The organism is Miltoncostaea oceani, from assembly GCF_018141545.1.
Lineage (GTDB): Bacteria > Actinomycetota > Thermoleophilia > Miltoncostaeales > Miltoncostaeaceae > Miltoncostaea > Miltoncostaea oceani.
On sequence record NZ_CP064356.1, the window covers coordinates 1,266,183 to 1,285,449 of the forward strand.

General features: G+C 72.8%; 31 protein-coding genes and 1 tRNA gene. 11 read left to right on the forward strand and 21 right to left on the reverse strand.

Features of this window, described 5'->3' with window-relative positions; translation table 11 throughout:
* Positions 1-18 precede the first annotated feature (18 nt).
* The gene (locus IU369_RS06395) at positions 19-447 is read left to right on the forward strand and encodes a 23S rRNA (pseudouridine(1915)-N(3))-methyltransferase RlmH (RefSeq protein WP_246551450.1); all 429 of its coding nucleotides are present in this window, start codon (positions 19-21) and stop codon (positions 445-447) included.
* On the opposite strand, the gene IU369_RS06400 is transcribed toward IU369_RS06395, so the two are convergent.
* The 3 genes from IU369_RS06400 to IU369_RS06410 form a co-directional block, all read right to left on the reverse strand.
* On the reverse strand, positions 419-1,078 hold the full coding sequence (locus IU369_RS06400) for a TetR/AcrR family transcriptional regulator (RefSeq protein WP_217923737.1): 660 nt from the start codon (positions 1,076-1,078) through the stop codon (positions 419-421). The two genes, IU369_RS06395 and IU369_RS06400, sit on opposite strands and share 29 nt — an antisense overlap.
* Before the next feature lie 29 nt (positions 1,079-1,107).
* Positions 1,108-3,336, reverse strand: coding sequence for an MMPL family transporter (locus IU369_RS06405; protein WP_217923738.1), 2,229 nt, complete (start codon positions 3,334-3,336; stop codon positions 1,108-1,110).
* A 135-nt stretch (positions 3,337-3,471) separates the two neighbouring features.
* The gene (locus IU369_RS06410; protein ID WP_217923739.1) at positions 3,472-3,750 is read right to left on the reverse strand and encodes a subtilase-type protease inhibitor; all 279 of its coding nucleotides are present in this window, start codon (positions 3,748-3,750) and stop codon (positions 3,472-3,474) included.
* Positions 3,751-3,870: 120 nt separating this feature from the next.
* Between IU369_RS06410 and argS the strand changes: the two genes are divergently transcribed.
* The 3 genes from argS to IU369_RS06425 all read left to right on the forward strand — a co-directional run bounded on the left by argS (position 3,871) and on the right by IU369_RS06425 (position 6,846).
* Positions 3,871-5,535, forward strand: a complete 1,665-nt coding sequence (gene argS / locus IU369_RS06415) for an arginine--tRNA ligase (protein WP_217923740.1) — start codon at positions 3,871-3,873, stop codon at positions 5,533-5,535.
* A gap of 53 nt (positions 5,536-5,588) precedes the next feature.
* Positions 5,589-5,661, forward strand: a tRNA-Gly gene (locus IU369_RS06420).
* Between the two features lie 102 nt (positions 5,662-5,763).
* Positions 5,764-6,846, forward strand: coding sequence for a tyrosine-type recombinase/integrase (locus IU369_RS06425; RefSeq protein WP_217923741.1), 1,083 nt, complete (start codon positions 5,764-5,766; stop codon positions 6,844-6,846).
* Here the strand turns inward: IU369_RS06425 and IU369_RS06430 are convergent.
* From IU369_RS06430 to IU369_RS06490, 13 genes are all read right to left on the reverse strand, one after another.
* Entirely contained in the window at positions 6,789-7,028 is a 240-nt protein-coding gene (locus IU369_RS06430) for a helix-turn-helix domain-containing protein (RefSeq protein ID WP_217923742.1), read from the reverse strand. The genes IU369_RS06425 and IU369_RS06430 overlap by 58 nt on opposite strands.
* Positions 7,025-7,447 (reverse strand): GIY-YIG nuclease family protein, encoded by a 423-nt coding sequence (locus IU369_RS06435; RefSeq protein WP_217923743.1) that lies wholly within the window; start codon positions 7,445-7,447, stop codon positions 7,025-7,027. The genes IU369_RS06430 and IU369_RS06435 overlap by 4 nt, the downstream gene beginning before the upstream one ends.
* Positions 7,448-7,539: 92 nt before the next feature.
* Positions 7,540-7,866 carry a hypothetical protein gene (locus IU369_RS06440; RefSeq protein ID WP_217923744.1) on the reverse strand — a complete coding sequence of 109 codons (327 nt, stop codon included), beginning with the start codon at positions 7,864-7,866 and terminating at the stop codon, positions 7,540-7,542.
* Positions 7,863-8,255: a hypothetical protein gene (locus tag IU369_RS06445; protein ID WP_217923745.1), complete on the reverse strand. Its 393-nt coding sequence runs from the start codon at positions 8,253-8,255 to the stop codon at positions 7,863-7,865. The genes IU369_RS06440 and IU369_RS06445 overlap by 4 nt, the downstream gene beginning before the upstream one ends.
* 119 nt (positions 8,256-8,374) lie before the next feature.
* On the reverse strand, positions 8,375-9,361 hold the full coding sequence (locus tag IU369_RS06450) for a homing endonuclease associated repeat-containing protein (RefSeq protein ID WP_217923746.1): 987 nt from the start codon (positions 9,359-9,361) through the stop codon (positions 8,375-8,377).
* Positions 9,358-10,413 (reverse strand): recombination directionality factor, encoded by a 1,056-nt coding sequence (locus IU369_RS06455; protein ID WP_217923747.1) that lies wholly within the window; start codon positions 10,411-10,413, stop codon positions 9,358-9,360. The genes IU369_RS06450 and IU369_RS06455 overlap by 4 nt, the downstream gene beginning before the upstream one ends.
* The gene (locus tag IU369_RS06460) at positions 10,413-11,672 is read right to left on the reverse strand and encodes a hypothetical protein (RefSeq protein WP_217923748.1); all 1,260 of its coding nucleotides are present in this window, start codon (positions 11,670-11,672) and stop codon (positions 10,413-10,415) included. Before IU369_RS06460 ends, IU369_RS06455 begins: the two co-directional genes overlap by 1 nt.
* Complete coding sequence (locus tag IU369_RS06465; RefSeq protein ID WP_217923749.1) at positions 11,669-11,929, reverse strand: HNH endonuclease signature motif containing protein; 261 nt, start codon at positions 11,927-11,929, stop codon at positions 11,669-11,671. Before IU369_RS06465 ends, IU369_RS06460 begins: the two co-directional genes overlap by 4 nt.
* 164 nt (positions 11,930-12,093) lie before the next feature.
* Positions 12,094-12,285, reverse strand: a complete 192-nt coding sequence (locus IU369_RS06470) for a hypothetical protein (RefSeq protein WP_217923750.1) — start codon at positions 12,283-12,285, stop codon at positions 12,094-12,096.
* Positions 12,282-12,536, reverse strand: a complete 255-nt coding sequence (locus IU369_RS06475) for a hypothetical protein (RefSeq protein WP_217923751.1) — start codon at positions 12,534-12,536, stop codon at positions 12,282-12,284. The genes IU369_RS06470 and IU369_RS06475 overlap by 4 nt, the downstream gene beginning before the upstream one ends.
* Positions 12,533-12,754 carry a hypothetical protein gene (locus IU369_RS06480; protein WP_217923752.1) on the reverse strand — a complete coding sequence of 74 codons (222 nt, stop codon included), beginning with the start codon at positions 12,752-12,754 and terminating at the stop codon, positions 12,533-12,535. Before IU369_RS06480 ends, IU369_RS06475 begins: the two co-directional genes overlap by 4 nt.
* On the reverse strand, positions 12,754-13,059 hold the full coding sequence (locus tag IU369_RS06485; protein WP_217923753.1) for a hypothetical protein: 306 nt from the start codon (positions 13,057-13,059) through the stop codon (positions 12,754-12,756). The genes IU369_RS06480 and IU369_RS06485 overlap by 1 nt, the downstream gene beginning before the upstream one ends.
* Before the next feature lie 5 nt (positions 13,060-13,064).
* A complete protein-coding gene (locus tag IU369_RS06490; protein WP_217923754.1) occupies positions 13,065-13,394 on the reverse strand; it encodes a helix-turn-helix transcriptional regulator in 330 nt (109 codons plus the stop codon).
* A 17-nt stretch (positions 13,395-13,411) separates the two neighbouring features.
* Between IU369_RS06490 and IU369_RS06495 the strand changes: the two genes are divergently transcribed.
* The 5 genes from IU369_RS06495 to IU369_RS06515 all read left to right on the forward strand — a co-directional run bounded on the left by IU369_RS06495 (position 13,412) and on the right by IU369_RS06515 (position 16,171).
* The gene (locus IU369_RS06495; RefSeq protein WP_217923755.1) at positions 13,412-13,822 is read left to right on the forward strand and encodes a helix-turn-helix domain-containing protein; all 411 of its coding nucleotides are present in this window, start codon (positions 13,412-13,414) and stop codon (positions 13,820-13,822) included.
* Positions 13,823-14,100: 278 nt separating this feature from the next.
* Positions 14,101-14,382 (forward strand): DUF4177 domain-containing protein, encoded by a 282-nt coding sequence (locus IU369_RS06500; RefSeq protein WP_217923756.1) that lies wholly within the window; start codon positions 14,101-14,103, stop codon positions 14,380-14,382.
* Between the two features lie 345 nt (positions 14,383-14,727).
* Positions 14,728-14,877 (forward strand): hypothetical protein, encoded by a 150-nt coding sequence (locus IU369_RS06505; protein ID WP_217923757.1) that lies wholly within the window; start codon positions 14,728-14,730, stop codon positions 14,875-14,877.
* Entirely contained in the window at positions 14,878-15,801 is a 924-nt protein-coding gene (locus IU369_RS06510) for an SDH family Clp fold serine proteinase (RefSeq protein WP_217923758.1), read from the forward strand.
* 34 nt (positions 15,802-15,835) lie between these two features.
* On the forward strand, positions 15,836-16,171 hold the full coding sequence (locus tag IU369_RS06515) for a hypothetical protein (RefSeq protein WP_217923759.1): 336 nt from the start codon (positions 15,836-15,838) through the stop codon (positions 16,169-16,171).
* A 44-nt stretch (positions 16,172-16,215) separates the two neighbouring features.
* Here IU369_RS06515 and IU369_RS06520 read toward each other — a convergent pair whose 3' ends face one another.
* From IU369_RS06520 to IU369_RS06530, 3 genes are read right to left on the reverse strand one after another with little or no spacing between them, the layout of a single operon-like run.
* The gene (locus IU369_RS06520; protein WP_217923760.1) at positions 16,216-16,476 is read right to left on the reverse strand and encodes a hypothetical protein; all 261 of its coding nucleotides are present in this window, start codon (positions 16,474-16,476) and stop codon (positions 16,216-16,218) included.
* A gap of 15 nt (positions 16,477-16,491) precedes the next feature.
* Positions 16,492-16,782, reverse strand: a complete 291-nt coding sequence (locus IU369_RS06525) for a hypothetical protein (protein WP_217923761.1) — start codon at positions 16,780-16,782, stop codon at positions 16,492-16,494.
* Between the two features lie 9 nt (positions 16,783-16,791).
* Positions 16,792-16,995 (reverse strand): hypothetical protein, encoded by a 204-nt coding sequence (locus IU369_RS06530; RefSeq protein WP_217923762.1) that lies wholly within the window; start codon positions 16,993-16,995, stop codon positions 16,792-16,794.
* A gap of 743 nt (positions 16,996-17,738) precedes the next feature.
* Here IU369_RS06530 and IU369_RS06535 point away from each other — a divergent pair.
* Entirely contained in the window at positions 17,739-18,245 is a 507-nt protein-coding gene (locus tag IU369_RS06535) for a hypothetical protein (protein ID WP_217923763.1), read from the forward strand.
* Positions 18,246-18,591: 346 nt separating this feature from the next.
* Positions 18,592-18,765 carry a YegP family protein gene (locus tag IU369_RS06540; RefSeq protein WP_217923764.1) on the forward strand — a complete coding sequence of 58 codons (174 nt, stop codon included), beginning with the start codon at positions 18,592-18,594 and terminating at the stop codon, positions 18,763-18,765.
* Here the strand turns inward: IU369_RS06540 and IU369_RS06545 are convergent.
* Together IU369_RS06545 and IU369_RS06550 are read right to left on the reverse strand one after the other, a co-directional pair.
* The gene (locus tag IU369_RS06545) at positions 18,762-18,959 is read right to left on the reverse strand and encodes a hypothetical protein (protein ID WP_217923765.1); all 198 of its coding nucleotides are present in this window, start codon (positions 18,957-18,959) and stop codon (positions 18,762-18,764) included. The genes IU369_RS06540 and IU369_RS06545 overlap by 4 nt on opposite strands.
* 33 nt (positions 18,960-18,992) lie before the next feature.
* A complete protein-coding gene (locus IU369_RS06550; RefSeq protein ID WP_217923766.1) occupies positions 18,993-19,265 on the reverse strand; it encodes a hypothetical protein in 273 nt (90 codons plus the stop codon).
* Positions 19,266-19,267: the final 2 nt, after the last annotated feature.

Genomic DNA, 19,267 nt, shown 5'->3' on the forward strand with positions numbered 1-19,267 from the left:
ATCGCCTGCGTCGGCCGGCTGCGGCCGCCCCTCGACGCCGCCGGCGGGCTCTACGAGGAGCGGGTCGACCGCATCGCCGGGTTGCGCGTCGACGAGGTCGCCGCCGAGGCGCTCCAGAAGGGGGAGGAGCGCGCCCGCGCCGCCGAGGCGGAGCGCCTGCGGGCGCGGCTGCTGCCGCGCGCGCTGCGGGTGGCGCTCGACCCCGGGGGCCCGGTGCCGGCGTCGAGCCCGGCGTTCGCGGCGTGGCTGGAGCGGCGGATGCAGGACCGCCCCGTGGCGTTCGTGGTGGGTGGCGCGGTGGGGATCTCGTCCGACCTTCTCGCCGAGTGCGACGAGCGGCTGTCCCTCGGCCCCCTGACGATGCCCCACCAGCTCGCGCGGGTGGTGCTCGCCGAGCAGCTCTACCGGGCGCTCTGCATCAGCTCGGGGCACCCCTACCCGCACTAGGCCCGCCGCCGGGGGCCGCGCCGACCCCGACGAGCAGCGTGCGGACCATGAGGGCGGGGGCCTCGGCGCGGTCGAGCTCGCCCCGGGCGACCAGCTCGAGGGCGGCGCGCAGCACCCCGCCGAGCACCGCGCCCGCCCACTCGACCGTGACGCCGGGGTCGATGACCCCCTCCTCGCGGCCCCGTGCGATGAGGGCGACCACCGGGGCGAAGCGCTCCTGCACCGCGGCCCGCTTCTCGGGCGAGTCGACGGCGTGCGGGCGCTCCGCGAGGAACCGGTACCGGTCGCCGACGGCGAGGATCGCCTCGAGGGCCCGGTGGAGGGCGTCGACGACGTCGCCCTCGTCCAGGCGGCTCTGCTCCAGGGTGACGCCGAGCTCGGAGAACGCGGCGAGGGTGATGGCGGCCATCAGGTCCTCGCGCGTCGCGAAGTGGCGGTAGACCGTCGCCCGCCCGAGGCCCGCGGCGTCGGCGATCTCCTGCATCGTCGCCTCGGGGGAGTCGGCTAGCACGCGGGTGGCCACCTCGACCACCCGCGCGACGGTGCGCTGGGCGTCCTGCCGCAGCGGCCGGGTGGCCGGGGGGTCGTCGCCCCCCGGCCCGGACGCGCCCGGTGCGGTCGTCGCGGCCATCGCCGCCACGATAACCGGGCAGCCGTGGTTCATCGCGCCTCCGGTGCGGGGTCGCCGATCGGCGCCGGCGTCGACGCGACCCGCTCCTCCGGCGGCTCGATGGTGATGCGGGGCAGGACCCGGTCGAGCCACCGCGGCATGTACCAGGCGCGGTCGCCGAGGATCTGCATCACCGCCGGCACGATCACGAGCCGCACCACGAACGCGTCGATCGCGATGGCGGCGCCGAGCCCGAGGCCGAACTCCTTGATCGCGCGTTCGTCGCCCAGCAGGAAGCTGAAGAACACGGCGCACATGATCAGGGCGCACGCCACGACGACGCGGCCGATGGCGGCGATGCCGTGGCCGATGGCGTCGCGGGACGAGCGGCCGGCGACGTACTCCTCGCGGATCCGGCTCATGAGGAAGACCTCGTAGTCGGTCGAGAGGCCGAACAGGATCGCGAAGACGATGACCGGCAGGAACGACTCGATGGGGCCGGTGCTGTCCACGCCGAGGAGGCCGGCGCCCCAGCCGTGCTGGAACACGGCGACCAGCACGCCGAAGGCGGCGAGGGCCGACAGCAGCGTCGTGAGGGCCGCCTTGGCGGCGACGACGACGGAGCGGAACGCCATCGTGATGAGCACGAAGATGATCCCGATGACCGTCAGCAGGAAGACCGGCTGGCGGCCCTCGAGGATCGACGCGATGTCCTCGTAGGCGGCGGTCTGGCCGCCGACGAACGCGCTCGCCCCGCCGTCGCCGAGCGCGGCGGGCACGACCCGGTCGCGCAGGTCGTGCACGAGGGCGGCGGTCTCCTCCGACTGGGGGGAGGTGGTGGGGTAGGCGGTGATGACGGCGGTGTCGCCGGCCTCGTTGACGGCGGGCTCCGACACCGACGCGACACCCTCGGTTCCCCGCACGGCGGCGGCGACGGCCTCGGCGGCGCCGGGGTCGGCGCGCTGGTCGACGGCGACGAGCAGCGGCCCGTTGAAGCCGGGCCCGAAGCCCTCGGCGAGCAGGTCGTACGCCGCGCGGGTGGTGCTGCCGACCGGGTTGGAGCCGGCGTCGCTCGACCCGAGCTGCACGGTCGCGGCGGGGAGGGCGAGGGCGATCAGCACCAGCACGGCGGTGCCGCCGGTCACCCAGGGGCGGCGGGTGACGAACCGGCCGAAGCGCGCGACGGCCGAGTTCTCGCGGGTGGCCTCCGAGTCGTCGCGGTGGCGCATGAACGGCAGGCGGCCGCTGTCGATGCGGTGGCCGAGCAGGCCGAGGATCGCGGGCAGCAGGGTGACGGCGGCGATGACGGCGACGCCGACGGTGATCGCCGCGCCGAGGCCCATCTTGGTGATGAAGTCGAGGCCGAGGATCGCGAGTGCCGAGATCGAGATCGCGACGGTGACGCCGGCGAAGATGACGGCGCGGCCGGCGGTCGTCGCGGCGATGGTCGCGGCGTCGAGCGGGGAGCGCCCGTCGTGGAGGGCCTGGCGGAAGCGGGTGACGATGAAGAGCGAGTAGTCGATGCCGACGCCGAGGCCGATCATCGTCGCGAGGGTCGGCGTGATGCTGTTGAACGTCCACACGCCGGCGGCGATGGTGATGAGCGAGATCCCGACGCCCACGGAGGAGATGGCGAGGGCGATGGGGAGGCTCATGGCGACGGCGCTGCCGAGCATCACGAGCAGGATCACCATCGCCACGAGGATCCCGATGAGCTCGCTGACGCCGGTCGACGGGGGTTCGGCGTTGGCGATGACGGCGCCGCCGAACTCCACCTGGACGCCCCCGGCCGCGGCGGCGGCCCGGGCGTCGTCCTGCAGCTGCGTCGCCGATGCCGTGTCGACGTCGACGGCGGGGGCCGAGAAGCGCACGTCGGCGAGGGCGATGCGCCCGTCGTCGCTGAGGGCCCCGCCCTCGGCGAGGGGGTCGCTGACGGCGACGACGCCGGGGACCTCCTCGGCGGCGGCGATGGCGGCGGCGACGGCGGTGCGCGCCTCGCCGCGGTCGAGCCGTCCGGAGTCGATGGCGAAGACCATGTCCGCGGAGTCACCGGAGCGGGCGGGGAAGCGGGACTCGAGCAGGTCGGTGGCGCGCTGGGTGTCGGAGCCGGGGAGGTTGAAGTCGTCGACGAGGGAGCCGCCGACGGTCTGGGCGGCGCCGGCGATGGCGACGACGGCCACCACCCAGATGGCGATGGTCCGCCAGCCGTGGGCGGCGCAGGCGCGGGCGAGGCGGGCGAGCGCCCCGCGGTGCGCGGCGGGGGACGGGGTCGGGCTCATCGGCGACGGTCCTTGTGCGGGGGTGATGCGAGACGGGCATGTCTCACCTCGGCGGCGGAAGTAAGACATCCATGTCTCGCCCGCGCAACGGCGCGACGGTTAATCCCCGGTGAAGGGACCCCCGGAGTGCCGGGGTCAGGGCTCGAGCGGCGGGTCCCCGAGGGCGTCGCGGAGCTGGTCGAAGCGGGCGATGTTGCAGCCGTTCGCGCGGGTCACCTCGATCGCGACGGGCTCACCGCCGACGGTCCCCTCCACCGTGTACCGCTGCGGCCCTCCGTAGATGAGGGTGCACGCCTCCTCCGGGTCGGGCCGGAGGGTGGGGAGCAGGTCGATGACGCCGGCGCAGACCGCGGCGCCGGGCGCGCAGTCGAGGGTGCGGGCCCCGACGAGCCGCTCCCCGTCGTACTCGGTCACGGTGAGGGCGTCGGCGGGGGTCGTGGCGGCGGGCGCGGCGTCGTCGTCGCCGCACGCCGCGGCGAACAGGGCGAGGGCGGCGGCGAGGGCCGCCGCCGCCGCGCGATAGGCTCCGCGGCCGTGCCTGACGCCCCCCTCCTCCAGCCGATCCGGGACGCCCTCGCGGCGGCGGCCACCGCCGTCGCCGGCGCCGCCCCGCCCGTCGTCCCGCTCGCCCCGCCGGCGTCGCCGGAGATGGGCGACATCGCGAGCCCCGTCGCCATGACCCTCGCGAAGGCCGCCCGCCGCCCGCCCCGCGAGATCGCCGAGGCCATCGCCGCCGAGCTCCGCGGCGACGCGGGCGCCGCCGGTTGGCTGGCGGGTGTCGAGGTGGCGGGTCCGGGCTTCCTGAACATGTCCCTCGCCCCCGGCTGGTTCGCCGGCGCGGTCGCCGCGGTCGAGGCGGCGGGCGACCGGCACGGCGCCGGCCAGGTGGACGCACCGCTCGACATCCTGCTGGAGTTCGTGTCGGTGAACCCGACGGGTCCCGTGCACGTGGGCCACGCCCGCCAGGCCGCCTACGGCGACTCCCTCGCGCGGCTGCTGACCTTCGCGGGGCACACGGTGACCCGCGAGTACTACGCGAACGACCACGGGCGCCAGATGCGGCTGTTCGGGGCGTCGGTCGCGGCCCGGTACGCGCAGCTGTGCGGCCGTGACGTCGCGGTGCCGGAGGACGGGTACCAGGGCGACTACGTCGTGGCGATCGCGGAGGCGGTGCGGTCCGAGATCGGCGACGTCCACGCCGACGACGCCCTCACGGCCCCCGCCGCGCTCGACGTCTTCACGCGGCGCGGCGAGGAGCTGATGCTCGCCGCGATCTTCGGGGAGCTCGACCGCTTCCGGGTGTCGTTCGACCGCGTCTTCTCGGAGCGTGGCCTCCACGAGGCGGGCCGCGTGACGGCCGGCATCCGCGCCCTGCAGGAGGCGGGTGACGCCTACGAGGGCGACGGGGCGGTGTGGTTCCGCACCACCGACTACGGGGACACGAAGGACCGGGTGCTGGTCCGCTCGGACGGGGACAGCACCTACCTCGCCGCGGACGTCGCGTACCACCTCGACAAGGCCGGCCGCGGGCACGACCGCCTGATCGACGTGCTGGGGGCGGACCACCACGGGTACATCGCGCGGCTGCGGGCGGTGCTGGAGGCCGGCGGGCACGACCCGGCGTCGCTGGAGGTCATGATCATCCAGCTGGTGAGCCTGCTGGAGCGGGGCGAGGCGCGGAAGATGAGCAAGCGCGCGGGGACCCTCGTGACGCTGGGGGACCTGCTCGACGACATCGGCGTCGACGCCGCCCGGTTCTTCCTCGTCCATCGCAGCCACGAGACCCCCCTCGACCTCGACCTGGACCTGGCGCGTGAGCAGAGCCAGGAGAACCCGGTCTACTACGTCCAGTACGCACATGCGCGCGTCCACAGCATCCTGGCCCAGGCGCCGGACCGCACGGGCTCCGCGCCCACCGCGCCGCCCGCCGCGCTCGACGCCTCCGAGCGTGCGCTGGTGATGCGCCTCGCGGACTGGCCGACGGCCCTCGACGAGGCCGAGTCCCGCCGCGCCCCCCACCGCGTCGCCGCCTACCTCATCGACCTCGCCCGCGACTTCCACGGCTTCTACCACCGGTGCCGGGTGGTGGGGGAGGCCCCCGACGTCGAGGCCTTCCGCCTCTCCCTCTGCCGCGCCACCGGCGGCACGATCCGGGCGGGCCTCGGCCTGCTCGGGGTGGAGGCGCCCGAGCGGATGTAGGCCCCGTCCGGGGGCGGAGCAGCCGTTCCCGCCGTGGTACCGTTGACCCCAGCGCGGATGTAGCTCAGTTGGTAGAGCGTCGGCTTCCCAAGCCGAAGGTCGCGGGTTCGAACCCCGTCGTCCGCTTCCCACAGCCAAGGCGTTCTCGACCGCTCCGCCCTCGCCGATCCTAGAGAGTGCCGCACGAAGTGCCGCACCCGGGTCCGAAACCGGGCTATCCTCGGGCACATGGCCTCCATCATCCGGGAGCGTCACCGGCCCCTGAAGCCGTGGCGCGTCGACTACTCCGAGCGGGGCAACCGACGGACCCGCCGCTTCGCCACCCGCAAGGAGGCCCAGGCGTTCGCCGGCGACGTTGCGCAGGGCAAACGGCAGTCGAGCGCGGAGCGGATCACGCTGGAGCGGTGGCTCGGCCAGTGGGTCACGACCCACGGCATCGAGTGGGAGCCCCGGACGCGCCGCGACCGCGGCCGCTACGCCGACAACTGGATCGTCCCCGGCCTCGGGAAGATGCTGCTCCGGGACCTGAGCCGCCGGGACATCCGGGCGTGGCGTGCGGAGATGCTCGCCCGCGGCGCGACCCCCTACGTCGCGAACGCCGCGGTCCGTGTCCTGTCGGCCGCCCTCGGCGACGCCGTCCACGACGAGCTCATCGTCGGGAACCCGTGCCGCGGCCTCGAGCCCCTGAAGCGCCAGGGTGTGCAGCGCCGGGAGCCGGCGACCCTCGCCGAGGTCGAGGGGATCCGTGCGGTGCTCGAGCGTCCCCGTGACCGGGCGATGGTCGCCCTCATGGCGTACGCGGGCCTCCGGCCGTCGGAACGTCCGTCGCTGCGGTGGGCTGACGTCCGGGCGGCGACGCTCGTCATCCGCTCGGCCACTGCTTCCGACGGCCGGGAGAAGGGGACGAAGACCGAGGGCACCCGGACCGTCCCGATCATCCCGGCGCTCGCGGAGGACCTCGAGGCCCTGGAGCGTCGAGACGATGGCCTGGTCGTCGGTCCGGTGGACCACGACAACTGGTCGATGCGGGTGTGGCGTCCGGCGCGTGAGCGGGTCGGCTGCACGCGGACGCCGTACAGCCTGCGCCACACGTTCGCGTCGCTCCTCATCGCGGAGGGCAAGTCGGTCCATGAGGTCGCGCGGCTCCTCGGCCACTCGACACCGGCCCTGACGCTCTCCACCTACGGCCACCTCTTCGACGAGGCGCAGCTCGCGGGGGACGAGTCGATGGCGGAGGCCGTCGCTCGTGCACGTCACGAGGCGGCCTCCATGTCGGCGACGATGCGGCCGATGGAGCCGGAGGGGCGGTAGCGCCGCTTCGGCGGGTTCGGGCGCGGACGGGGCGCGGTCGGGAGTTCGTCGGCGCGGATGCGGTAGCCCTTGCCGACCTTCACGCCCCGGAGGTCGCCGCGGGCAATCATCCGGAGGACCGTGCGCTCGTGGACGCGCATCGCGGCGGCCGCCTCGGCGGTCGTGAGGATCTCGTCGTTCACGCCGCCATCCGGCGTGACGCCCAGCGCCACGGGGTCTGCCACTTCGCCGTCGGCGGCCCAGCGTGGCGCCGCGGGGGGACGATGTACCCGGGGCGGCGCTCGGCGTCGCGGAGGCACTCAGCGAGGTCGTCGCTCACCATGTTCAGCCGCCCGGAGAGGAACGCCTCGACGATGCCCCGCCACCCGGCCGGGAGCGCGAACCACTCCCCGTGCTGGCGGTAGCTCGCGAAGATAAAGTGGAGGTGGCGCTCGACCATCTCGTCGCCCGGGACGACCAAGGCGATCGACAGCAGGACGGGGCTCCCCGTCTGGAGCATCGCGAGGCGGTGCGCGACGGATGAAGCGACGCCGATCTTGACCAGCCCGGCTCCGGCGATGAAGTAGACACCGCCGCCGAGGGGTGCGGTACGCTCACCCATGTCGGTCCCCTCTCGTGGGATCGGCCCAGGGCCCGGACGCTCCAACGTCGCGGGCCCTCTATTTCCCTGCATTTTACGGGGATCCGCGGACGTCACGCTGCGGCCTCCGTGTCGTCGGCGAGCATGTAGCGCCGAAGGCCGGTCGCTCCGTCCTTCGGCCCCCGCTGGACGCGGCCGGCTTCGATGAGGTCGAAGATCATCCGGCGGGCGTGGAGCTCCGTGCACCCGACGGCCGTCGCGACTTCGGGGGCGGTTGCCTGGACGTTCGCGAGGATCCGGAGGACGCGGTCCTGGTTGGCCGTGGTCCTCTTGACGAGCCGGTCGACGGCGGCGGCGCGGCAGGCGTTGCACGTCGTCTCGCCGTTGTACCGGCTGAGGATCGTCCCGCACCCCTTGGTCTCGCAGACGCGGGTGCTCATGACCAGCACCCGCTCGACGCGAGCCACGGTGACGCGTCGTTCCCCGTGTTGTGGAGGTGGCGCATGATCGCGAAGACGCCGGCGACGGGGTCGAAGCGGCTGAGGCCCGCCTGCCCCTCGGGCGTCGACCGCCAGGTGGTGTCGAGGTACTGGGCGCGGCCGCCGGCGCTCGACGTCGGGTTCTGGGCGGTGGCGCTCGGCGTGCCGCGGCCAGGGCCGGACTCGCACCGCATGATGCGGTCGGCGAGGCGCGGGTCGGCGCGGGGGTAGACGATCGAGGCGAGGGTGAGGGTCGCCTGGTAGTCCTCGGTGTGGCTGAGGAGGCGGGCGAGGCGGTCGGCGCGGCGGGCCTCACGGCGCATCACCTCGACGGCGCGCTCGAACTTCACGCGCGGCACGACCTCGCGGACGGGCGGTGTGGGGGCCGGGGTCGGCGCCGTCGCGTCCGCACCGAGGGCGACGGCAGCGGCAGCAGCCAGCGCGACGAGCGCGGTGGGGACGATCGGCTTCAGCGGTCCGGCCCCAGCCCGGCGGCCTCGAGCGCCGCGCCCCACGATCCGAAGGTGGCGCGCACCGCGGCGATCTGCGGTCGGGAGGTCGGGTCCGCGGCGGCGTGCGACCACTCCGCCGACCTCGGCGGCCGGCCGTGCTCGGCCTGGTGCCCCTTCAGGGCGGCGATGATGGTCTCCCGGGTCCATCGGCGTCGGCGGCCCGCGGCGACGGGCTCCAGGCCGGCGGCGCGGATCCCCTCGAGCCACGTCCCGAAGACGCGGATGGTCGTCGCGAAGCTCGGGTGGGTTCGGTTCGGGCAGGCGTGCGACCAGTCTCCAGTCGAGGGTGCGTGGCCGTGCTCGGCCGCCCAGGCCTTCATCGCGTCGATCACCATCGCCCGCGACCAGATGAAGCGGCCGGCGCCGGTGGGTCGCCGGTTGGGGGCGGCGCCCGCTGCCCGCGTCGCCGCCCCCTCCCGGACCGCGCGTCCGTCCCGGTCGGCGCGCGGCGCTGGCGGCGGGGTGGCTCCACCCGCCGCCGTCTTCCCCGAGGGGGCCTGCGGACCCCGTCGGGGGGCCTGCGCGGGAGTGCCGTCGACCGCGCTGGCCGTGGTGGTGCCGACGTCGTCGATCGCGCACCCGCTGTCGGCGTGCGGGTGAGAGGCCCGTGAAGTGAGGCCGGCGCTCGGCTCGAACGACTCACCGTTGGTGCTGGCCGGACCACTCGCCGGCCTCGTGTCGCGGTGGCTCGGGCAGTACGGCCCGTCCCACCGCGGGTTGGAGCACCCCGCCACCTCGCAGGCGGGCATCGCCGGCGCCAGGTCGGGGGCGAGGCGCCGGAGGGGGACGTACGCGACGCACCCGCACGCGAAGCGCACCAGGGCGACGGGTGCGACCTCGACGAGTTCGAGGACGCGGCCGCGGGGCGTGTGGGGCCCGTCGTCGGGGGCGCGCACCAGCGCGCCGACCCGCTCGACGGACTCCCGGTCGAGGGCGGTGGTCACGCGTCACCCGGGGCGGCGCCCTGGCGGGCGTCTTCGAGGGGCAGGGACGCCTGGTCGCGGTCGATCGCCGCCTGGTACGCGGCCTCGACGGCGGGGTCCTCGTCGCCGTCGTCGGGCGGGATGACCTCCCCGGACTCTGCCGGTGGCTCGTCTGCCGCGGCGGTCACCGGCGGCAGGTCGACGCGGGGGACCTCGCGGGGCGGGGGCTCGCGGTCGCCGAGCTGCGGGCCGACCGGCTCGATCGCCGCGCCCGGGCCGAGCTGGGGGCGCTCGCCGCGGGCGAGCTGGCGCGGGGCGGGCGCGGGGATCTGCGCCATGGTCTCGCCCCGCTCGAGGAGCATGACCTCGTCCACCATGAACGGCGCCTCGACGACGATCACGGGGAAGCGCTTCGTCGTCGGCTTGTCGACCCCGGCCTTCTCGTCCCAGACCATCACCGACCGCGACCTCGGCTCCATCCGCAGCCACGCGGCGCGGCCGGAGGCCTGCAGCATCGCGAGGGTGGCCGGCACCTCCTGCGCGGCGTAGAACGACTTCGTGTCCACCCGGGCGCGCCCGAGGATCTCGATGCCGAGGATGCAGAACGACAGGCGGGTCGTCAGCTTGCACGGCCGCTCGTAGTCCTCGTCTCGGGCGGCGGCCTCCGCCTCCCGCTGGGCGCACACGCACGCCCGCTCGGTCCACCGACCCCGGACCCGGAACTGGCAGGCGTCGCCGTCGCAGCGGACGGTGTTGATGCCGCCCGCCCACTGCTCGTAGGCGGAGGTGAAGGGCGGCTCGCCGGGGGGCACCGCGATCGCGAGGCCCTCCGGCTTGGTGATCGTCACCTCGAACTGCGGCGCTGCCTTGTCGTCGGGGCGCCAGTCGAGGACGTCGCCCCCGTAGACCGCGGCGACCTGCTCAACGACCTCGCGGCTCTGGGAGGTGACGCGGGGGAGGAGCATCGGCCGGCCCGGGCGGTTCGCGCCCTTGCGCTCGCCGAAGCGGACGCGCGCGATCTCGCGGAGGGCGTGCTGCTGGTCGAGCACGGTGGTGATGCGGCGGCGGGCCATCAGGCGTCGGCCCCTTCGCCGCCGATCGGCAGCGACTCGGCCTGGGGGACTGCGACCGGCATCGCCTCGTAGTGGGCGACGACCTCGTCGTAGATCCGGCCGGCGGGGATCTTCTTCGTCGAGTCGATCGGCGGGTCGAGGCTCGCCAGGTGCCGCTTCACCGCGTGGTGGTCGTGGCCTCGCTTCGACGCGATCCCGAGGAGGCGCTTGCGCTGCTGCTCCGAGCAGTAGCGGGGCGGCGCATCCTCCTGCGGCACGTCGACGGCGTCGGCGGGGCGCTCCGGACCGGGGTCGGCGTCGAGGTGCCCGGCGTCCTCGGCTGCCGGCGGCGGCGCCAGCGTGAACACCCGGACCGCGGCGGCCTGCTCGGTCGTCGCCTCTACGGGCGGCACCCCGAACTGGCTGGAGGCGCGCGGCCCGAGGATCGACCGCTTCCCCGGACCGTCCATGTACCGGAAGATCTCGGCGGCGACCCGGAACGCCCGGTACGTCGCCTCGCTGATGTCCACCTCGACGAGCTCGTAGCGCTCGGTGTTCAGCCAGAGGACGGCGCCCCACTGGACGGGCGGCATTGGGACGGGCTCCGCCCACGCTCCCCGGATCGGGACGATCTCCGTCGCGTGGGCGTACGCGGCGACCTGGAGGGGGTGCTCGACGTAGACGCCGGGCTTGCCGCCCTTCCCCTCCTTCGTGCACTTCACGTCGATGAGCCCGAGGCCGCGCTCCCCGATCTCGGCGAGCATGTCGAGCGTGCCGGCCCACCCGTGCTCGGGGTTCACGACCGTCATCTCCGCGCCGCCGTACTTCGGCCGCCACTCCTGCTCGAAGCGCAGGAACTGCTGGAGGCGGGGGAGGACCTCGTGGGCGAGGTCCGGCGGGACGGGGGGCCGCTCAGCGCCGCGGACGATGGCGTCGATCTGCTCGTGCACCGCCGTCCCGATCTCGGCGGCGCGGCTCTTCGACTTGTAGGGGGCCTGGGACAGCTGGTATCGAACCTCCTTCGGCCCGAACCGCTCGAGGTCCTGGGCGAGGTAGCCGGCGTTCTCGACGACGTGCTCGGCGACCGCGGCGGCCGCCCACCGGGGGAGGGCCGGCTTGTCGAGCGCCTTCAGCAGCGTGGTCACGGACCAGAGGGGCTCCGTCCACGACCGCTCGCCGTCGAACACCTCGAGCGAATAGATGCGGGAGTCGCGGTTGGTCTCCTGGTGGATCCGAACGGCGCGGACGCCGGGCTCGGTCGCCTTCGCGGCGGTCGTCATCGACGCGCCCCCGCGTGGTGCAGACGGTGCTGTGAGGCTGACATGGGCGTCAGGTGCTCGGGGTTGAAGCAGCGGCGCACCCGGCACTCGTGGTGCAGGTGGTGGCCGGGGGGGATCGACCCGTTCACGTGCTCATAGACGACGCGATGGACGTAGGTCTCGTCCATTCGCCCGTAGCCCTGGCGGGTCACTGCACCGGTCCAGAGCCAGCATCCCCCGGGCGTCACGGGGATCACCCGGAGGCCGATGCGCTCCATCTTCGGACGGACGGTGCGGCCGTTACCGGCGGCAGACGACGAACCGGCACGCGGGCCCCTCTTGGCGGTCCGCGTCGGGTCCCCGTGGGTCAGCCACCGCTGGTAGTGCATGCGGCACCAACCGCGCGCGAAGTGGCGTCGATCGCACGCGTCGACCGAGCAGCTCATCGGAGGCCGCCCGCGGCGTAGATCGCGTCGGCTGCCCACGCCGCGGCGCGGCTGACGACCAGGAACGCGACGACCGTGACCGCGGCGTAGAGCAGCAGGCCGGCGCACGCGCGACGCAGGCGGGAGTGGGAGGCGTGGCGGCCCGACACGATCGGGGTCGGCAGCTCGCCGAGGTGGGGGTCGCTCACGCGACACCGACCGCGCCGAGGATGGACTCGCGGACGTGGTCCTCGTCGGCCTGCCGGGCGACGGGGTCCGCGATCTCGATCACGACGCGGGTCATCCCGACGACGATCGCGGCGTCCAACGCCGCCGCCAGCAGCTCGAGGTGGGTCCGCTCGGCGGGCGTCTCGTCGTGCTCCCTCCCGTCAAGGGAACGGGTGAGCGCACGGCCCGCGAGGTGCGCCGAGAGGGGGGAGAGGGAGACGTGGCCCGTCACGACCGCGCCCCCCCGACCCCCGGCACCGCGACGTAGTCCTCGCCGTCCTCGTCGTCGAGGCGGATCTCGTCGCGGAGCAGAGACCGGGTCGCGTTCACGGCGCAGAGGTAGCCCTCGAGCCACGCCTCTCCCGCCGGCGTCGCCGGCTTCGGCGCCGGCTCCGTCGCGAGCCCGTCGAGGACGCCGAGGAGGAGCCGCTCGCGCTTCGTCGCCGGCATCACGCGGCCTCGGCGAGCGTCGTGCGGGTGGCCGCGATCTCGGCCGCGGCGGGCCCCGCCGGGACGGGGGGCGGAGCGACCGACAGGAGGCGGCGGCGGGCGCGGAGGCGGGCAAGAGCCTCCGCAGCGACGACGACCTGGCTGTCGATGACCCGCTCCGCGCGCTCGGCGCGGCTCGCGTGGTACCGCTCGAGGCGGCGGTGGTCGGCGGCGGTGGCGCGCGCCTGCTCGATGTCGGCGACGGCGTCGATCGCGTCGTCGAGCACGATCGGCGCGGTCCTCTGGGGGGCAGCGGGGGGTCGCATGTGGTCTACTCCTCGGTGGGCGCGCCCCCCTGGCTCCCGGAGTTCACCGCTCCGGGAACGACAGCCAGGGGGGCGTCGTCGTTTGCAGGGGAAACGCTGGTGGCGACGCTGCTGACCGCGTCAGCTGTGGCACCGTCCGGGACATGGACGTAGAGGTCATCCAGCGGGACGCCGAGCGCGCGAGCCATCTGGCCCGCCGAGCCGATAGGGGGCTCGGAGCGGCCCGTCTCCCAGCGGTAGACGGTCGCGGGGGAGACGTTGATCAGCGACGCCAACTTGGCCTGGCTGATCCCGCGCGTCTCACGGGCCTGACGGATGCGCTCTGCCGTGGTCATGTCCAGCAGGTTGACATATGCAGATATACATAGTCAAGACCACAGCGGCACATGCGCCGATTGCGCCTTTGATCGGCACTCTTGACTATGCGTCTATGCCGGACCTGGGCTCAGTACTCCGACGTCGCCGCGAGGAGGCCAAGCTGACGCGGCGCGTGGTCGCGGAGTCCATTGGCGAGACCGAGAACAAGCTGTACCGGTGGGAGACCGGCTTGAACAAGCCGGAGGCTCTCGCTCTCCTGCGGATGCTCGTGCTCTACGAGAGCTCGCCGGCGGACATCATCGGAGAGGTGGAAGCAGACGCAGAAGGGGCGGCTGCACGACCCGACCCCGAGACGGCGACCCAGAAGGCGCGACAGCTCGGAGAGAAGGTCGCTGGTCGTACAGCTGGCCGATCTCGTCCAGGTCGGCGAAGTGCGGGTGGCTGACACCTAGCAGCGCCGCGGCGCGGAAGGCTGCTTCCGCCATCAGCTGGTAGGCGACCGTCTCGCGGTGCTCAACGGACAGAGACGCCAGAGGCTCCGGATCGTGCACTCGCCCTCCTTTCCGGGGGATGGGCGCGGCACGATAGAACACCCGTTCGGACGCATCGGGGCCGGGTCCCCTAGGCCATGCGGAAGACCTAGAGCGCCCCTTACGCGGTCAGGTGATTCGAGTCCGGGACGCGGGATAGGGTCGCGCCGGCGTCGAGTGAGAGGAGAGGCGAGTGGGCCTCCGCGACAAGTTCACCCAGGGGGCACCGGACCCAGCTGATCTCGTGGCGCCGCCCGCCGGTGGGCAGCCCCGCCGCTTCGAGTACAAGGCGGAGACGATCCGCTCGAAGCTGATCGGCGACAAGATGGACGGCAGCCAGGTCGAGCAGCTGCTGAACCAGCGAGCCGGTGACGGGTGGCAGCTGCGGTCGATCACCGAGACTGAGGTCAAAGGAAGGGTCGGTCCCGGCGGCACGATGGGGCTGCTCCTAGTGTTCGAGCGGCCGGTCGCCTGAATGGGGCTGCTCGACCGTCTCCGCCGCCGACCCGAGCCCGAGCCTCCCAACGTGCTCGACGGCTGGCGGGATCAGGACAGCTGGCTGAAGTCCTGGGAGGCGCCGCGGAACGTCGCGGTTGAGAGCCACCACCAGGAAGCTCTGACGAGGGCATGCGGGCCCGTCTGCGACGCTGGCTACCTCGTCCCGGTCGAGGTCGAGCTGGGCCCTCGAACTCGGCGGCCCGGATGGAGGGGTGAACGGGCAAGAGGTCGATATACGGTTAGGACCATCCGAGCGAGGGGGGCCAAGATGGAAACCAGGGACGACGGACGGACCGGACCGACATCGAGAGGGACGGAGCCGATGTCACCATCCGACATCCAGAAGGTCTTCGACGTCATGGGTCTCAGCGGCGCCGGTTCGTCCGTGCCGGCCGTGGGCGTGCAGCAGTCGCGCGGGCCGCTCATGGACTTCCCGATCTCCGGCAGCACGAGCCCGCGCAAGCCGGCGTAGATGCCGACCTGGAACCAGCTGCTCGCCGAGGTCCAAAGGGCAGGGAACGTCCACGATCTCACCCGCCGCAAATACCTCCAGCAGCTCAGCAACCTGACCGGCCGCAACACGATCATCTACTACTCGGCGTGGCTCCAGAAGGGCCCCATCATGGCCCAGTGGCCCGAGCCATTCCTCGTCAACGACAATGACAAGAACGGCTTTATGGCTGCCATCCACGGCATGGACCGGAGCCGGGGCCTCGACCTCATCCTGCACACACCGGGGGGCGACGTCGCGGCCGCGGAGTCCCTCGTGGGCTACCTGCGCGCAATGTTCGGACGAGACATCCGCGCGATCGTCCCTCAGCTCGCGATGTCGGCAGGCACCATGATCGCCTGCGGGTGCAAGGAGATCGTGATGGGGCGCCACTCGAGCCTCGGCCCGATTGACCCTCAGATGGGCGGTATCGCTGCCCATGGCATCGTCGAGGAGTTCAAGCAGGCGTTCGACGACATCGCAAGGAACCCGGCATCTATCCCCCTGTGGCAGCCGATCATCGCCAAGTACCACCCGACGCTGATCGGCGAGTGTCAGAAGGCCATCAAGTGGTCGCGAGACATGACCACCGAGTGGCTCAAGACTGGGATGTTCGCTGACGACATGCCGAACAACGTCCGCGCGGCGAAGGCCATGAAAGTTGTGGACGAGCTGGCGGATCACGCGCTCACCTTGTCGCACGCTCGCCACATAGACATCGACCGGGCGAAGGATCTCGGTTTGAACATCACAACGCTTGAGGACGACGACGATCTGCAGGACGCGGTCCTGACGGTCCATCACCTCACGGTCCAGACGCTGTCGGACACGGCGTCGGTCAAGATCATCGAGAACGACCAAGGCGTGGCATTCATCCAGTCCGCCGGCCAGGTCATCCAACCGTAGGGAACCTGGTCGTCTGGCTGGACTGGGCCTGGCCGTGACCGTGACGAGAGGTGGCGCGACGACCTGGGAGATAGCAGGGAGGGGGGAACAGATCGAAGTCCCTCCCGGGGAGGATGTCGGCGCGATTTGGCGGTGGTATCTCCGGACCGCGACGGATCAGGCCTTCGTCGACATACGGATCACGCGGAACGCGCAGCAGGAGTTCGACGACGACGTTCTTCCTCCCGGTCGCGCCTGGGAGGCGATCCGGGCGGCGGGGCGTCCAGAGGTGGAGCGCCTTCTCGAGCTGAGCAAGCCGCCGCGCTACGTCCACGTCAGCACGCGCGGCTGTACGACCTCTGAGAGCCGTTCGCCGACCGACCAAGAGTGACCCGCTGCGGACCGCAGCGGGATGAGCGAGTTGCGCCCGGGTCGCTACCCCGGCAGGCGCAGCGCCGGAGACTCGACACGCAGCGTGAACCGCTCGCCCGGCAGCACCTCGGGGTCGTTGGTGTAGCCGGCGGCCTCGGTCAGCCCGCGCGCCCCGATGACGGTGAAGCGGCGGGGCACGCACCAGCTGGCGGCGGCCAGCCGGTGAGCGACGTCCCAGCCGAGGAAGGGGACGCGCCAGAGCTCGGCGCCGGCGGAGCGCCCGCCGTCTTCCTCGAGGTCTCCGGTGACGATGAGCGTCCCCACCGCACCGAAGGTATCTCAGGAGCCGGGCGCCCCCTCGTGGGGGTCGCTGGGGATCCAGTCGGTCTCGACGTTCTCCCGCACGATGAGGCGGTAGATCTCGCCGGGCACCAGGTAGGGCCCGTGGGTTTCTCCGGTCGCGAGGATCCGTCCCTCGTCGATGACGACGTAGCGGCGAGGAACGCACCACGTGTCGGTGAGGAACCGGTGCGTGACGCCCCAGCCGAGGAACTCGGTCCGCCACAGCTCAACGCCTCGGACGAGGTCGCCTCTCTGCTCGAGGTCGCCCATGACCATGAGGAGTGACACCTGGCGAGCCTACGAGGTCTCGCCCGAGCCGCCCAGGGGGCCCGTCGCCGCCCGGGTGATGCAGGTGTAGACGATCGCCCGCTGGCGGTCGGTGAGCGACGACAGCCGCTTCCAGAGTTCGGTGCTGTCGGTGTGGGAGAGGTCCCGCCTGAGGCCCTCGTAGGTCGAGAGCGCGACGTCCCTCTCCCACACCTCGAGCGGTGGGGAGTCCATTCCCGTTGCCCTCCTTGGCTCGCTCGTCGCGGGATCCGTCCCGTCGCCCTGCTCACCTCACCCCAGCATGGAGGCCCTGGGGGAAGGGAGGCAGTGGTGCCTGCATCGGCCGGTTGATCGGTGGTTCGCGTGCCGGGGTCGCGCGTGTCATTCCGACCGTCGCGGCGGAACCTCGAAGTTTTGCAGCATTGAAGAAAGGGCATCTCCCCTAGTTCGCAGAGGAGGTTGGTTCAGGTGTGGTCGAAGAGGGCTCTGCGCAGACGGCGGACATCCCTCTTCCTGGTGTCCACCAGGGCGTACAAGGGGGCGGCGGCGCCTGCGCTGCTGGAGCGTGCGGTCGAGCGTCGGCGGGTGGCCCATGCGGCTGAACCCCTCGGCTTCGGAGTGCGGTTCGATGGGGAATCCCTCGGCGTCCTCATCGAAGTCCCCGGTCGAGGTCGGCTTGCCCTCAGTCGCGCAGAGGCCGCGTTTGCCGAGGTCTGGTACGACGCGTTCGGGGACCGCGGCATCGGGCACTGCGTTGCTGAGGTCGGCCCGGAGGGATGAGACGCCCAGCCGCCGGCTCGAGGCGGCACCCCTCGATTCCTCGTGCGACGGGTCCAGCCCCGCTCTTGCCTCGATTCGTCTGGTAGCGATAGCGCCTCGAGGGTCGGTCGAGGGTCCGTCCCTTCGCGTCCCCCGCTGCGCTTAGGGTCGCCTGACGCGCGGACGACAGGGCCCGCGCCGGACAGGGAGGCTGAGACGTGCGCGTGACAAGGGGTGTGGCGGGTGTCATCGCCGGGCTGGTCCTCGCTGGGGGCGCGGGCGTCGCCCACGGTGAGACGATCACGGCGGCCGGGACGGGTCAGGCGCGGGTCCTGGCGGCGGCGCCGCTGACCAACGCGAAGATCACCCGCGCCGTCACGATCGCGCGGAAGGTGGCCGTCGCGGACGCCTTCGACGCCGCCCGGAACCAGGCGACACGGTTCGCGATCGTCGGCGGCTTCAACCTCGGCGCGATCCAGGCGATCGAGGAACCCGGCAGCCCCTACGGCTACTTCGGCGGCGGCCCCTTCACCACCGGCCGGTTCGGTCCGGGCCAGTACTGCGGCAAGATCATGCAGGTGCGTCGCGGCCCCAGGGTCAACGGGCGGCGAGGGCCGATCATCTCCCAGCGCCAGGTGACCCGCTGCTTCAAGCCGCCGTTCGTCTCGGTCACCGTCTCGGTGACGTACGACGCGACTCCGATCCCCCCGCCGCCGACCTTGTGACCGACGCGGGGAGGCCGGGGCGTCCAGGGAAGGACTGATGATGCGGATCTGGCGGTCTTATGACCCGACCTCCTCCGGCGGGGGTTGACTCACCACGGTGGGGTGCGGGTATGTTCGGCACGAGCGCAGCAGTTCGCTCCGCGGTGTTGGGGAACACCGCGCAGGGGAAAGCGGCGGCGCCGGATGGCGGGTAGGTCATCCGGCGCTGCGCGCCCCGCGCCGTGCAGCGTTCCGTCCGAGGGGCGTGGAAAGATGCCCGTGTCGCGTTCCCCACGCGGCGTTACCTACCCAACGGGCACCCCGGACCGCGTGTGGAGGGGGCGCCCCCGGTCGATCGGAGATCGACGTGTACTTCGAGATCGTGACCGCCAGCGGCGGCTACCGCGTCCGCATCCGCGGTGGCAACCACGAGATCATGTTTACCAGCGAGGTGTACGTGGCGAAGGCGAGCGCGTACAACGCGATCGCCGTGGTGAAGGCCGGAGCCGCCAGCGCGTCGGTGTACGACCGGACGCTCTAGGCGTCCGAGCCGACGACCTCCACCGGCGGCTTCTCGGCCGCGTGGTGGAGGATGCAGTCCCAGCTGCAGAAGTGCAGCGCGTTGCGCCCGCCCTCGGTCACTGACAGGAAGGTCTGCGGTGGCCGAGGAGCGGCCGTCCGCTGGTGCCCTTCGCAGTCACGCCAGTCGCAGTGGTAGACGCGTTCGATGCTCATGGGCTGTGGACTTCGACGGTCGTCCGTCGATCCCTACGACGTGCCCCCCTCGTGGGGGTCGCTGGGGATGCCGTCGATCTCGACGTTGACCGGCGCGGCCGCCGCGGCGGCGGCCTTCGCGCGGCCGTTGCGGATGACGGCGTCGCCGCCGATGACGGTGGGTGCGAGGACGGTGACGAGCAGGATGATGGCGTCCCGGAGGTCGTCCGAGATGTCGAGGCCCGCGGCGAGGAGCACGCCGAGGATCGCGCCGACGACGGCGACGACCTGGGCGGGGGTGATGTCGGGCGTCTTGAGTCCGAGCATGG